The sequence below is a fragment of the Gordonia sp. HS-NH1 genome (genome assembly GCF_001418765.1).
Classification (GTDB): Bacteria; Actinomycetota; Actinomycetes; order Mycobacteriales; family Mycobacteriaceae; genus Gordonia.
In genome coordinates, this window is sequence record NZ_LIYC01000041.1 from 26,494 (window position 1) to 41,226 (window position 14,733).

8 protein-coding genes are annotated in these 14,733 nt (G+C 68.8%); 3 read left to right on the forward strand and 5 right to left on the reverse strand.

Annotated features, from left to right (window positions below; genetic code table 11):
- Positions 1–47 precede the first annotated feature (47 nt).
- Together AMD30_RS20375 and gltB are read right to left on the reverse strand one after the other, a co-directional pair.
- On the reverse strand, positions 48–1,502 hold the full coding sequence (locus AMD30_RS20375; RefSeq protein ID WP_055476890.1) for a glutamate synthase subunit beta: 1,455 nt from the start codon (positions 1,500–1,502) through the stop codon (positions 48–50).
- A complete protein-coding gene (gene gltB, locus AMD30_RS20380) occupies positions 1,495–6,078 on the reverse strand; it encodes a glutamate synthase large subunit (RefSeq protein ID WP_010844008.1) in 4,584 nt (1,527 codons plus the stop codon). Before gltB ends, AMD30_RS20375 begins: the two co-directional genes overlap by 8 nt.
- Before the next feature lie 515 nt (positions 6,079–6,593).
- Between gltB and AMD30_RS20385 the strand changes: the two genes are divergently transcribed.
- Positions 6,594–7,703, forward strand: coding sequence for an alpha/beta hydrolase (locus tag AMD30_RS20385; RefSeq protein WP_231632805.1), 1,110 nt, complete (start codon positions 6,594–6,596; stop codon positions 7,701–7,703).
- 13 nt (positions 7,704–7,716) lie between these two features.
- Here the strand turns inward: AMD30_RS20385 and AMD30_RS20390 are convergent, their stop codons facing one another.
- The 3 genes from AMD30_RS20390 to AMD30_RS20400 all read right to left on the reverse strand — a co-directional run bounded on the left by AMD30_RS20390 (position 7,717) and on the right by AMD30_RS20400 (position 12,595).
- Positions 7,717–9,126, reverse strand: a complete 1,410-nt coding sequence (locus AMD30_RS20390) for a carotenoid oxygenase family protein (RefSeq protein WP_055476891.1) — start codon at positions 9,124–9,126, stop codon at positions 7,717–7,719.
- 196 nt (positions 9,127–9,322) lie between these two features.
- Positions 9,323–11,506, reverse strand: coding sequence for a DUF2254 family protein (locus tag AMD30_RS20395; RefSeq protein WP_055476892.1), 2,184 nt, complete (start codon positions 11,504–11,506; stop codon positions 9,323–9,325).
- A gap of 96 nt (positions 11,507–11,602) precedes the next feature.
- A complete protein-coding gene (locus AMD30_RS20400; RefSeq protein ID WP_010844012.1) occupies positions 11,603–12,595 on the reverse strand; it encodes a GGDEF domain-containing protein in 993 nt (330 codons plus the stop codon).
- Between the two features lie 159 nt (positions 12,596–12,754).
- Between AMD30_RS20400 and AMD30_RS20405 the strand changes: the two genes are divergently transcribed.
- Both AMD30_RS20405 and AMD30_RS20410 read left to right on the forward strand, forming a co-directional pair.
- Positions 12,755–13,393 (forward strand): response regulator, encoded by a 639-nt coding sequence (locus AMD30_RS20405; protein ID WP_055476893.1) that lies wholly within the window; start codon positions 12,755–12,757, stop codon positions 13,391–13,393.
- A complete protein-coding gene (locus tag AMD30_RS20410; protein ID WP_051129839.1) occupies positions 13,377–14,708 on the forward strand; it encodes a sensor histidine kinase in 1,332 nt (443 codons plus the stop codon). Before AMD30_RS20405 ends, AMD30_RS20410 begins: the two co-directional genes overlap by 17 nt.
- The last annotated feature ends 25 nt before the right edge of the window (positions 14,709–14,733 follow it).

A 14,733-nucleotide genomic window follows, 5' to 3' on the forward strand; every position in this document is an offset into this window, starting at 1 on the left:
AACGGGCGAGCGGGAGTTCTGTGTTCTGCTCTGTGCGAGGCGCGCGGTCAGCGCTGCGCGACCTGCGTCGGCACGATCGGCGCGGGCAGCTCCGACGCCCCGGTGAGGAACTTGTCGGCGGCCGCAGCGGCTGACCGGCCCTCGGCGATGGCCCACACGATGAGCGACTGTCCGCGACCGGCGTCACCGGCGACGAAGACGCCCGGCTGCCCGACGGCGGCGAAGTTGTTGTCGCGCTTCACGTTCCCACGGGGATCGTAGTCGACGCCCATCTTGTCGAGGAGATCCTCGCGTTCGGGACCGACGAAGCCCATGGCGAGCAGCACGAGGTCGGCCTCGAGCTCGAAGTCCGAACCCTCGACCTTCTCGAAGCGTCCGTCGCGCATGACGACCTCGTGGGCCCTGAGACCGGTGACCTTGCCGTCCTCACCGAGGAACTGTTCGGTGTTGACCGAGAAGACGCGCTCGCCGCCCTCTTCGTGAGCCGACGACACGCGGTACATCAGCGGGTAGGTCGGCCACGGGGTCGACTCGGCACGCTCGATCGGCGGCTTCGGCATGATCTCGAACTGGTGGACGATCTCGGCCCCCTGGCGCAGCGAGGTGCCCAGGCAGTCGGCGCCGGTGTCGCCACCGCCGATGATGATGACCTTCTTGCCCTTCGCCGAGATCTGGCCTTCGACGGTGTCGCCGAGCTGCACCCGGTTGGCCTGCGGCAGGAACTCCATGGCCTGGTGGATGCCGTCGAGTTCGCGGCCGGGGATCGGCAGATCGCGGCCGATGGTCGATCCGTTGGCGAGGATCACCGCGTCGAAATCGGCGCGGAGCTGCTCGACGGTGATGTCGACGCCCACGTTGACGCCGGTGCGGAAGACGGTGCCCTCGGCCTCCATCTGCGCCAGACGCCGGTCGATGTGGCGCTTCTCCATCTTGAACTCGGGGATGCCGTAGCGGAGCAGACCACCGATGCGATCGGCCCGCTCGAACAGCGTCACGTCGTGTCCGGCACGCGTGAGCTGCTGCGCCGCAGCCAGTCCCGCAGGTCCGGAGCCGACGACGGCAACCGCCTTGCCGGTCTTCGCCGACGGCAGGACGGGGGTGACCCATCCGTTGTCGAAGGCGTTGTCGATGATCTCGACCTCGACCTGCTTGATGGTGACCGGCGGCTGGTTGATCCCCAGCACACAGGACGCCTCGCACGGAGCCGGGCACAGGCGGCCGGTGAAGTCCGGGAAGTTGTTCGTCGCGTGCAGACGCTCGATGCCGTCGCGCCACTGGTCCTTGTAGACCAGGTCGTTCCACTCGGGAATGAGGTTCCCGAGCGGGCAACCGTTGTGGCAGAACGGGATACCGCAGTCCATGCAGCGGCTCGCCTGCGTCTTCAGGTGGCCCTTGTCGAAGTCGGTGTAGACCTCTTTCCAGTCCAGCAGACGCAGATCCACCGGGCGGCGGTCGGGCAGCTCCCGCTCGGGGTGCTTGAGGAATCCTCTGGGGTCAGCCACGTGCGGCCTCCATGATCGCTTCGTTCACGTCTCGCCCGGTCTTCTCCGCCTCGGAGATGGCCAGCAACACGCGCTTGAAGTCGCGTGGCATGACCTTGGCGAACTTGGTCTGGGCGGTGTCCCAGTCGTCGAGAAGTGCCGCGGCGACCGGGGAATCGGTCTCGGCACGGTGCTCGTCGATGATCGCCGAGAGGAACTCGACGTCCTCGTCGACGAGCGGCTCGAGGTCGACGAGCTCGGTGTTGAGATTGTCGGCCAGCTTGCCCTCGGGGTCGTAGACGAAGGCCATACCGCCGGACATGCCCGCCGCGAAGTTGCGGCCGGTCTCTCCGAGGACGACGACGCGCCCGCCGGTCATGTACTCGCAGCCGTGGTCGCCCACGCCCTCGACGACCGCTGTGACACCCGAGTTGCGGACGCAGAAGCGCTCGCCCACGATGCCGCGCAGGAAGATCTTGCCCGCGGTGGCACCGAACCCGATCACGTTGCCTGCGATGATGTTCCGCTCGGCGACGAAGTCGTCCGGCGCGTTACGCGCCGGGCGGACCACCAGACGGCCACCCGACAGTCCCTTGCCGACGAAGTCGTTGGCATCACCCTCCAGGCGCAGCGTCACACCCTTCGGCACGAAGGCGCCGAAGCTGTTGCCCGCCGAGCCGGTGAAGTCGACGATGATCGTCCCGTCGGGAAGACCCTGTGCGCCATAGGCCTTGGTCACCTCGTGGCCCAGCATCGTGCCGACGGTGCGGTTGACGTTGGTGATCTTCGAGGTGAAGGACACCCGGGTACCGTGGTCGATCGCCTCGCGGCTCTGCGCGATCAGCTGCTGATCGAGCGCCTTCTCCAGCCCGTGATCCTGCACGCCCGAGCAGTACAGATCCTGGTTCATGAACGGCGATTCCGGCATCGTCAGGATCGACGACAGGTCGAGCTTGCCGGCCTTCTCCGACTTCCAGTGCGCCAGCGCCTTGGTGGTGTCGAGTGCCTCGACGTGACCGACGGCTTCCTGCAGGGTGCGGAAGCCGAGGCGCGCCAGCAGTTCCCGGACCTCTTCGGCGATGAACATGAAGAAGTTCTCGACGAACTCCGGCTTGCCCGCGAAACGCTCACGCAGGAGCGGGTTCTGGGTCGCCACGCCGACGGGGCAGGTGTCCAGGTGGCACACGCGCATCATGATGCAGCCGGAGACCACCAGCGGCGCGGTTGCGAAACCGAATTCCTCACCACCGAGCAGGGCGGCGACGACGACGTCCCGGCCGGTCTTGAGCTGGCCGTCGACCTGCACCACGATGCGGTCGCGCAAACCGTTGAGCAGCAGGGTCTGCTGGGTCTCGGCGAGGCCGATCTCCCAGGGCGCTCCCGCGTGCTTCATCGAGGTCAGCGGGGTGGCGCCGGTGCCGCCGTCGTGACCGGAGATGAGGACCACGTCGGCGTGCGCCTTCGACACACCGGCCGCGACGGTGCCCACGCCGACCTCGCTGACGAGCTTGACGTGGATGCGCGCCTTGGGGTTTGCGTTCTTCAGGTCGTGGATCAGCTGAGCGAGATCCTCGATCGAGTAGATGTCGTGGTGCGGGGGCGGGGAGATCAGACCGACACCCGGCGTCGAACCACGGACTTCGGCGACCCAGGGGTACACCTTGTGCGGCGGGAGCTGGCCGCCCTCACCGGGCTTGGCGCCCTGCGCCATCTTGATCTGGATGTCGGTGCAGTTCGACAGGTAGTGCGAGGTGACACCGAAGCGTCCCGAGGCGACCTGCTTGATCGCGCTGCGCCGCCAGTCGCCGTTCTCGTCGTGATGGAAGCGACGCGGATCCTCGCCGCCCTCACCGGAATTCGACCGGCCGCCCAGACGGTTCATGGCGATCGCCAGGGTCTCGTGGGCCTCGGCGGAGATGGAGCCGAAGCTCATCGCACCGGTCGAGAACCGCTTGACGATCTCGCTCGCCGGCTCGACCTTCTCGATCGGGATCGGGTCGCGATCGCCGAAGTTGAAGTCGAACAGGCCACGCAGCGAGGCCATCTGCCGGGACTGGTCGTCGACCAGCTTGGTGTACTCCTTGAACACCTTGTACTGGCCGGTGCGCGTGGAGTGCTGGAGCTTGAACACCGTGTCCGGGTTGAACAGGTGGTACTCGCCCTCACGACGCCACTGGTACTCGCCGCCCACCTCGAGCTCGCGGTGCGCGCGCTCCGAGGGACGGTCGGAGAACGCCAGGGCGTGCCGCACCGCGACGTCGTCGGCGATCTCGTCGAGGCCGATGCCGTCGAGCTGGCTGTTGAGTCCGGTGAAGAACTCGTCGACCGTCTCCTGCGACAGACCGATCACCTGGAAGAGCTGCGCGCCGGTGTAGGAGGCGATGGTCGAGATGCCCATCTTGCTCATCACCTTGAGCACACCCTTGCCGGCGGCCTTGATGTAGTTCTTCTGCGCCGTGGCCAGGTCGAGGTCGCCGAGCACACCGCGCTCGATCATGTCCTCGATCGATTCGAAGGCCATGTACGGGTTCACCGCTGCCGCACCGAAACCGACGAGCGCGGCGACGTGGTGGACCTCACGGCAATCGCCGGACTCGACGATCAGGCCGGCCTGGGTGCGCTTGCGCTCACGCACCAGGTGGTGGTGCACCGCAGCCGTGAGGAGCAGCGACGGGATCGGTGCGTAGGTCTCGTCGGACTCGCGGTCGGACAGGATGACCAGGTTCGCGCCGTCGTCGATCGCGGCGCTGACCTTGGCGCGCACCTCGTCGAGCGCCTTGCGGAGTCCGGCACCGCCGTCGGCGACCGGGTAGAGGCCGTGGATGTGCACGCTGCGGAAGCCGGGCAGCGCGTCGTTGGAGTTGATCTCCACCAGCTTGGCGAGAGTGTCGTTGTCCAGGACCGGCGACGTCAGCTCGATCTGCCGGCACGACTCCGGACCGGGGTTCAGCAGGTCGGCCTCGGTGCCGATGGTGCCGCCGACGCTGGTCACGATCTCCTCGCGGATCGCGTCGAGCGGCGGGTTGGTCACCTGCGCGAACAGCTGCTGGAAATAGTCGAACAGCATGCGCGGACGCTTGGAGAGCACCGCGATCGGGGTGTCGGTGCCCATCGAGCCGAGGGCCTCGGCGCCGGTCTTCGCCATCGGCGCGACCAGGAGGTCGAGTTCCTCGCGGGTGTAGCCGAAGACCTGCTGGCGCAAGGCGACACGGTCGTGCGGCATGTGCTGGTGCGGCGGCGCCTCGATGTCGTCGACCGGCACGAGTCCCTGCTCGAGCCACTCCCCGTAGGGGTGCTCACCGGCGAGCTCGTCCTTGATCTCCTCGTCGTCGACGATGCGGCCGGCCGCGGTGTCCACGAGGAACATCCGGCCCGGCTGCAGACGCATCTTCTGCACGACGTCGGAGTGGTCGATGTCGAGTACGCCGACCTCGGAGGCCATCACCACGAGGCCGTCCTTGGTGACCCAGACCCGGCTGGGGCGCAGTCCGTTTCGGTCGAGCACGGCGCCCACGACGGTGCCGTCGGTGAAACACACCGACGCCGGGCCGTCCCAGGGCTCCATCAGAGCGGAGTGGTAGCGGTAGAAGTCCCGGTGCTCGGGCTTCATCGACTCGTGACGCTCCCAGGCTTCCGGGATCATCATGAGCACGGCGTGCGGGAGCGAGCGTCCACCGAGGTGGAGCAGCTCGAGAACCTCGTCGAAGCGCGCGGTGTCCGACGCGCCGGGGGTGCAGATCGGGAAGATCTTCGACGCCGCGTCGGCCCCGAAGGCCTCGGTGTCGATGAGCGCCTCGCGGGCCCGCATCCAGTTCTCGTTACCGGTGACGGTGTTGATCTCGCCGTTGTGGGCGACGCGGCGGAACGGATGTGCCAGCGGCCACGACGGGAAGGTGTTGGTGGAGAAGCGCGAGTGCACCAGACCGAGCGAGCTCTCGACACGCGAGTCCTGCAGGTCGACGTAGAACTCCCGCAGCTGCGGGGTCGTCAGCATGCCCTTGTAGACGAAGGTTCGTCCGGACAGGCTGGGGAAATAGACGGTCTCGCGGCCCGGGCCGTCGGCGCCGGCGCCCTTGTTGCCCAGCTCGTACTGCACGCGCTTGCGCACGACGTAGGCACGACGCTCGAGTTCCATGCCCTCGGCGCCGCCGACGAACACCTGACGGAAGGTCGGCATGGCGTCGCGGGCGAGCGCACCGAGCGAACTCTCGTTGGTGGGCACCTCGCGCCACCCGAGCAGGGTCAGACCCTCGGCCTCGATGACCTTCTCCACACCCTCGCAGGCAAGGCGAGCGTCCTCCGACCCCTGGGGCAGGAATGCGATACCGGTCGCGTAGCTGCCTTCCGCGGGCAGCTCGAAGTCGACGGTCTCCCGCAGGAAACGGTCCGGGACCTGGATCATGATGCCGGCACCGTCGCCGGTGTTCGGCTCGGCGCCCGCGGCGCCGCGGTGCTCGAGATTCACCAGCGCCATGATCGCCTTGTCGACGATGCTGCGACTGCGCCGTCCGTGCATGTCCACGACAAACGCCACGCCACACGAGTCGTGCTCGTTGCGTGGGTCGTAGAGACCCACCGGTCCCGGAGCCTGCTTCATAGTTCGCCTCACTTTGCGCGCGAGGGGTGCACGCACTACCCGTCGTCAATGTCTGGGGCCACACCCGGCCGTGTCGGGCCGCGGACCACGATGTCCCCGGCGTCGTCGTCATCCGCCCGCATCGGGGCTGACCTGGGCGGAGCCGACGATCACAGCGGCGGTGAGTCCCGGTCAGCGCCGTTGCTGACGGTCCCTTCGAGCCGCGTCGTCGGGGCCCGAACCACCCTGCTCATCGCAACTACCGCGCGCAGCACGCCAGAGCGCCCCCGGGCAGCCGTATGAGCATTGTGAGCCATTTTTCCACGCGGAGGGCCGAGTCAAGAAATCCGGATACCACAACAGCACCTCAGGTGCACGTCAGACGGGGATCTGGCGTTTCGGGGCCACCCCGGCCACGGTCTCGGCAGCGCTCGCGGCGAGGGGTTGCGGGCTTCGTCGGTCGCGATCGGATTGCGGCCGGATCTCGCCCGCGGAATCTCACCCCGCGGGAAACGCCGAACATCTACCGTCAGGTGATGAGTGTCACTGTGCCGGCGGATGAACCCGCCTTCGACCCAGCGGTCGAGCATCCGTTCGGTCACCTCGGCGTCGCACCCCATGGTTCGCGCCGCTCCCGGGCGGTCAACGCCTACCTGGCCCGCGTCGCGTGGCCGATGATGGCCGCGGCCGGGGTCAGCCATCCCCGGGTGACGGCACAGATGATCCAGCGGACCCGTCCGGCCCTCAACCGGACGATCGAGCGGATGAACCCGCCACCGGCCAACACCCGGGTGGATCTCGTGCGCGAGACGTTTCGCGGCGGACAGGTCCGCGGCGAATGGGTGATCGGCCGGCACGCCGCCGCCCCGGCCCCCGGCACGCGGATCGTCTACTACCTGCACGGGAGCGGGTACGTCGTGTGCTCGCCGCGAACGCACCGCGGCCTGGTCGGCCGGCTCGGCAACAAGACCGGTCTGCCCGCGTTCAGCCTCGACTACCGGCTCGCCCCCGAACACGCGTGGCCGTGCGCGGGCAACGACACCATCCGCGGCTATCGCTGGCTCCTGTCACAGGGGTACCGCGCCGAGGACATCGTGGTCGCGGGCGACTCCGCCGGCGGTCACCTCGCGCTCGACCTGCTCGCCGTCAACCACGCGACCGGAACCCCGCAGCCGGGGTCGATGGTGCTGTTCTCGCCGCTCTACGACCCCACTTTCGACCTGGCCGTACGCAACCAGCGCACCGGGGTGCGCGACCCGATCATCGACGCGATGTCCGCGCGGAAGATCCTGCGGCTCTACACCAGGACCGCGGACCCCGATCACCCTCGGATGCGCGTCCGGCTGACCCGGGACATGGGTCTACCCAAGACCCTCATCCAGTACGGGGCACGCGAGGTGATGGGCGCCGACGCCCGGGCCACCCACGATGAGATCGTCGGCGCCGGCGGGGTTTCGGTGATCCAGGCGTGGCCGGATCAGGGGCACGTCTTCCAGCTGATCCCAAGACTGTCGGCCGAAGCGCGGTCGGCGATCGACACCGCGGCCCGGTTCATCGCGGTGACGGCGCCGGCTTCCTCCGGCCCGCGAATCCACCCCTTTTCCGCAAACCCACCACGCTCGGACGGGGTGGGTTTGCGGAAATAGGGTGGGTTTGTCGTCAGGCCGGGTCCGCGAGCCAGGCGCCGTGGAGCCCGGCGGGGACGCGGATCGGCAGTTCGACGGTGGCCACCGGCCCGGCCGCGGGGTCGTCGGCGGCGAGAAGGTAGAAGTACGAACGCATGTCGGCGGGATCCGTGCCGATCGCGCCCCAGTGGTCGCGTTCGGTACCCGGGATGTAGATCGGCTCGCCGATGGCGGTTCCGGGGCTCCAGAAGGTCTCGGTACCGGCGGAGAGATCGTGGAACCAGAGGCTGTCGCCGGCACCACTGTCGCGCGGCCCCTTGGCCACCGAGGCGATCCGGTGGTGGTCCCGGGTGAGCAGGCGGTCGTCGACCCGTGGGAATTCCATGTTGAAGGCGTTGTCGCTGACCGTATTCCGGGTGATCGTCCCATCCGGGCGGATGATCGCGCGGGTGAGCGCCGAGGTCGCCGGCCGCGGTTCGTCGGCGAAACCGCCCGGGTAGCTCCATTCGACGTAGTCGACGGTCACGCCGTCCTCGGGTCCCGGGCCGTCGAAGGCGTTGGCGAAGTGCCACACCCAGAACGGGTCGGTGTGCACCCAGCGCACCGGACCACCGTCGCGCGGGATGAGCGCGATGCGCGTGCCGTCGTCGGGCTGCCACGACAGCAGGGACCCACCGGTCATCACGCCTTCGAGGTCGAAGATCAACGGGCACACGAAGAGTACGAGGTATCGCGACGTCAGCGCCATGTCGTGGATCATCACCGGCTTGTCGAGTCCGTCGACCGGAGTGGGGCCGGTGGTCGCCGTCCCGTCCGCGGCGACCACCGACCACGTCAGGTACGGCGCCTCGAGCCCGTAGTTGAACAAGACCATCTCGCCGGTGGCCGGGTCGATCTTCGGGTGGGCGGTGCTACCCACCCGCATCGCGCCGTCGCAGTCGGTCTTGGCCAGGGTCGCCAGCGACGACGGTTCGAGCAGATAGGGACGGTCGGATTCGGCCATCGCCATCAGGCGTCCGCCGTGCCGGACGATGTTGATGTCGGGCAGTTCGCGGTATGTGCCGGCGAGCTCGTCGCCCACCACACTCGCCGGCGGCGTGTATCCGTCGGTGAGTCCTGACCAGAGGGCATGTCCGGCAGCCTCTTCCGCGAGGACCATCGGGGTCCGGACAAAACGGTTGGTGTACCCGACCCGACCGTCGTCGATGCTGATCCGGTGCACCATGCCGTCGCCGTCGAGGGGGTAGACGAAGGATCCGATGGGGTCGAAGCGCGGATTGGGGCCGTTGCGGAGATAGCTGCCCCGCAGATCCGCGGGGATCTCCCCGGAGACGGGCAGGTCGGCGACATCGACCTCTTCCCGCTGCGGGGCGAACACGCCGGTGAGGTGGGCGTGGTGCGCCATGTCGACGGGGGCGGGGGTGGGGGGCGTGGTGAGGGTCATCGGACCACCTTCGGGCTGATCGGCGACGGGCTGGTCGGGCGGCGGGCCGTCAACCGGCGGGCCGGGCAGTGGCGGTGCGCTGGGCGCCGAACTCGCGCATCTCGTCGACCACCGCGCGACGATCGGCGGGCCGGGACGCGAGCACGAAACCCAGGGTATCGGCTGTGTCCGATTCGCGTGATCTATCCGCGCACCCTCACCGGCCGAATTCGGAACCGTAGCCCTGCCGGTCCGCCGCCGCGGCGAGTCGCCGGTCGAGGTCGTCGGACCAGTCGCGCGCGACCTGCGCGTCGAGCACGGCCAGCCGCTCGGTCACCGGGACGCGCTGCGCCGGGCCGCATCCGTCGAGGAGGGACTCGAACAACGCGCGCAACCGGCGTTGCACTTGCACCTGGCCGGTGCTGTGCCGGCGGATCTCGTCGGTCCCGATCGCGACGTAGTCCGCCCAACTGCGGCGGATGCCGCGCACCGAGGTGCCCGGTGCAGTCGGTTCGCCGCACAGCCGCGGTGCCAGCAGCAGCAGTAGATCCTCGGTGTGATCGAGTGCCTGCACCACGACGCTCGGGTCGTTGCTGCCCGCGGACATCGCCTTGAGCGCGATGTCCGAGATCGCCTGCAGCGCCGCGGCGGGACTCACCGACGGCTGGTGGGTGTCACCGAACAGCAGGCAGGCCAGCACCCGACGCGTCTCCACCCGTGCCGGGTCGCCGACGATCTCGACGACCGGGAGATCGTGGGGGACATGGTCGCCGACGGCGACCAGCAGGTTGATCCGCACGTCCCAGGAAGCCGCATATCGTCGCAGGCGGTCACCGTTGACCGCCAGGAGCACCCGACCGCGCGCGGTCACCTCCCCCAGCCTGATCTGCATGTGCTCCGCCTCGATGTCCGCACCCGCGTCTGTTCCCCCATCGCCCCGGTCGGGTGTGGTCTCGACGACGACCTGGTCGTCGAAAGCCATTGGGGCCGTGGTCTCGTCGTGCGCTGTCGGCGGCGGTAGCTGCCGGACGATCGCCGACCGGCCGTCGTCGGCGATCCACTGCAGCAGGCGCGCGGTGTTCAGGATCGTCCCGACCTTGCCGACGAGCGCGATGAAGAGGTACGCGCTGATCGTCGTGAGCATGAACGCGATCGCCGTGGACAGACCCGGAGTCGGCTCGTCCGGGCCACCCACCGACAGGTCGATCGCGATGATCACGCTGTAGACGAAGGTCGCGAGGAAGAACCCGGTGGACCACCGCATGACGGGTTCCTGCTGCAGCATCGGGATCACCCGCACCGAGATCGACGACGCCCCGAACTGCATCGCGAGGGTGACAGCGGTGAACACGAGACCGGTCAGCGTCGCCATCGAACCGGCGATCACGCTGAGCAGCGTGGCCAGTGTTCCGGGGTCGACCTCGAGTTCGAGCAGTTCGTCGAAACCCACCGTCGTCCACGCCGCGACGATCGCGAACGTCACGAGCACGACCGGCAACCGCCAGATCGGGACGGTGCGCAACGCCCGCCGCGTACGCCGCCACCGGATCGCGGTCGCCAGGGCGCTCGGTACCGCTTCCGTCACCACGCCGACCGCGGTCGGGGCCGGCGTCGGGTCGGGGACGGGCGCGAGGGTGTCGGGCACCCCGAATCGGCCTGCCACCGCCTCCTGCACGACGATCTTCCATCGCATCAGCGGTTCTCGATACCGCTGCTCTCGCCCGATCGCCCGAGCGATCTTGCGGGGACGGTTCTTGTACCGCCACCGGGCCCACGGTGATCGCGGGCGTGCCAGCCGGGCGGCACCGAACCACAACAGGACCGGGACGAACATGCCCACGAGGCCCGTCCACACCTTGCCCTTGAGGAGGGTGACGACTGCCAGGAGCACGTTGAGCACGACGACACCCGCCGCCACGAGCCGCGCCACCAGCCCGTCCTCCTTGCGGATGTCCCCGACGACCTCGAACGCCCCGAACGGCTGCAAGCCCAGGAGGAAGAGCAGGCCGATGGCGATCGCGACGAACACCGCGTCGATCGACGTCCGGCCCTCCTCCGCCCAGTAGACGTCGCGGAGGTGGAGGATGAGCGCGAACTCGTCGAGCACCAGGGCCGCGCCGATGCCGAACGCGACCGCCAGCACACAGTCGATGACCGGCGTGCGCAGCGGGTCGACCGCGACGAAACCGAAGCCGGACAGGAGCATCGCCATCATGCCGAAGAAGGCGTGATGGACGTGCACCCCGCCGGGTGTCACGTTCCCGGGCCACCAGCTGACCTCCGCGCGGATCATCCGCACGCTGAACCGGATGAACAGGAAGGTCAGGACGAAGGCGAGCAGAAGGAAGAACAGCGGCAGACGACCGGTCTCGACGATCCGCTCATCGAACCATCCGGCCATCCCCCGACCCTAGCGGTATGTCCCGGAAACCTACGGGGTTCGATCGACGTCGGGAGGTCGAGTCGATCTCATGCGGTCATGTCGCCGGCGACGATGTCATTGCGGGTCCGGCTGATCGGACCGTCGGGCCCTGTTGCGTCGGACCGACGCCAGCCGCGACGACGCCTGCGCATGGAGGGCGGTGATGTTCGCCGCCGGCGCGGGCGCCGTCGCGGCGCCCAGCGACGAGGCCGGTAGTCGGCGGCGTAGCTCGGCGATCAGGTCCGCGGCCTGTCCGGGCGGGCCGTCGTCATCGTGGACGAGGCAGATCGCGAAGTCGGAATCACCCAGGCGTGCCATGGCGGTCTCGGTGGGAAGCAGATCGACGCAGGTCTGGGCCAGGTGCACGAGCTGTTGATCCGCCGCCTCGCGACCGAGCGTGTCGGTGGCCGTCGCGTCGTGGTCGATCGATAGTGAGATCACCGTGATCGCCGCGGCCGACCGACGCCCGTCGACAAGCCCGCTGGTGGCGAGTTCCCAACCCGCCCGGTTGAACACACCGGTGACCGGATCCGTACAGACCGCGGTGAGCAGCGTCCGCGTCAGCAGTCCGAACGACTCGGCGGCCGCCGGGATGGCGACGGCGACGACGATGTACGTGCTGAGGTACTTGGGCGCAGGTGCCACTGCCAATGCGACGACGCACGCGACGGTCAGCAGACCGATGAGCGCCCACGCCTGCCGGCGCGGAAAGGTGGCGCGCAGGTACATCGCCAGGAACATCGCCGCGACCATGCACAGGAACTCGGCACTGATCAGCTCGTGGAACGCCATCACCGCGGGGGTCGCCGCACAGGCCGCGATCACGGCCGGGAGCGGGCGCTGCGGACGCACGGACAGCCAGCCGAGCGCCGCGATGCCCAGCGCCACGGCGACGAATCCCCCGGTCGGGTCGGACAGCGTCGCCGAGTCGTCGACCGGGAACAGCGTGAGGGCCACCCCGATCGCGTACAGCAGCGATGTCACCGCGAGATAGGTTCGCAGCACGTGCAGCGGCGATCGCGGGAGCGGGCCCCGCAGCGCTCCCAGGTGCAAGTCCGGTCGGTACATCCCCCACTCCGATCCTCGGTATCGGTCCCCCGTCCCCGGTCCGAGGTTGCCAAACCGCGCCGCGATGCGCGACCGGCGGCGGACAGTGTGGTCGGGGCACCCCTCACTCGAAGCGCCGTTCGACTCGGTTCCAGCCGTTCCTCCACATATCCTGGGCCGATGGACAGCCTCGTCACCGTCGTCGTCGTCGACGACCACCCGTTCTTCCGCGACGGGGTGTCCCGCGGCCTGACGGCAAGTGGGCGGGTGCGGGTCGTCGGCGAGGCCGCCGACGGCATGGCGGGGCTCGAGCTGATCCGGCAGGAGAAACCCGACGTCGCGGTCGTCGACCATCAGATGCCGCTCATGACCGGCGTCGAGGTCGCGCATGCCGTCTCGCGCGACGGGCTGCCGACGCGGGTGTTGCTGCTCTCCGCGGTCACCGACGGGCCGATCGTCTTCCGGGCGCTCCAGGAGGGTGCGGCCGGTTATCTGTCGAAGGATGCCGCCCGCGACGACATCGTCGGCGCGGTGACCCGGGTGGCCAAGGGCGAGACGGTGGTGCCACCGGAGCTCGCCGCCGGACTGGCCGGCGAGATCCGGGCGCAGACCCAGCGCGATGCGCCCGCCCTGAGTGAACGGGAACGACAGGTCCTCACCGGGTTCGCACGGGGGCAATCGATTCCGCAGGTGGCCGCCGAGCTCTACATCGGTGCGTCGACGGTCAAGACGCACACGCAGCGTCTGTACGAGAAGCTCGGGGTGTCCGACCGTGCGGCGGCGGTGGCCGAAGCGATGCGCCGTGGCCTCCTCGAGTAGCGCGGCCTCCTCGAGTCGAGGGGTCGACGTCGGCGGTGACGACGAGATCGCCGGGGCCACCCGGTATCTCGGCCTCGACGAGTTCGCCGACGAGCCGAGGATCCACGACATCCTGATCGATCACGCGATCCGCGGTATTCGGATTCAGGTGGTCCTGCGGCTGTTCCTGTCGGTGTTCGTGTTGCTGACCGTCAGTCTCGATCCACCCGCGCACGCGGAGACGTTCAGCGTCGTGACCGCAATCCTGTACGCGGCGTGGTGTATCGGTGGAGCGGTCGTCGTGGTCCGCCACGAGTCGGCGATGATCCGTTACTCGTGGATCGCGTTGCCCATCGACCTTCTCCTGCTCACCGCACTCGCCATCGCGGCGAGCCGGTCCAACGAATTGAGTTGGACCACCGACGTTCTCCTCAGTGGTTTCGTCCTCGTGCCGATGATCGCGGCGATCGCCCTGCAGCCCAGGACATGTGCCGCGGTGGTGGTCGTCACGACCGCGGTGTACGCCGTCTCCTCCGCGTTGGCCCGCACGTCGAACGGCGAACCGTGGTCGGTGATCGTGCTGCGCATCCTCGTCGTCGCGGCGCTGGCCGTCGGCGCGATCCTGCTGTCCCGCTTGCAGCGATCCCGGGTGAGGACGATCGGGGCGCTCGCCGCCGAACGCGCCCGACTGCTCGATGCGACGATGGAGATCGAGGAGCGCGAACGGCGCGATCTCGCCGACAATCTCCACGACGGCGCCCTGCAGTACGTGCTGGCGGCGCGTCAGGAACTCGCCACGCTCCGTGATTCTGCTGATCCCGTGACCCTCGACCGCGTCGACGGTGCGCTGCGCGACGCGGCCCAACTCCTGCGTTCGACGCTGAGCGAGTTGCACCCGGCGGTGCTCGAGCAAGCCGGGCTGGCGGTCGCCCTGACCGATCTCGCGTCGTCGTTCGGCAGCCGCGCCGGAGCACCCACGGTCTCCGTCGACACCGCCGGATGGCCACCGGGGCTTCGTACCTCGGTCGATCCGCTGATATTCGCCACCGCTCGCGAACTGCTGGCCAACGTCGCCAAACACGCCTCCGCCACAACCGTCGAGGTCACCGCCGAGTTCGACGACGGGCGAGCGCGACTCGTCGTGGTCGACGACGGTGTCGGCCTGCCCGCCGACGTCGACGTCGAGGAGCTGATGCGGCAGCGACAGGCCAAGGGCCACATCGGACTTGCCTCGCGACGAGTGCGGATCGAGGGGGCCGGCGGCACGATGTCGCTCGCCGACCACCCCCGCGGCGGCACGGTCGCCATCGTGGAGGTACCCGCCCGCGAACAGTGAGGGCGTGTCCCCCGATCGGTGGAGG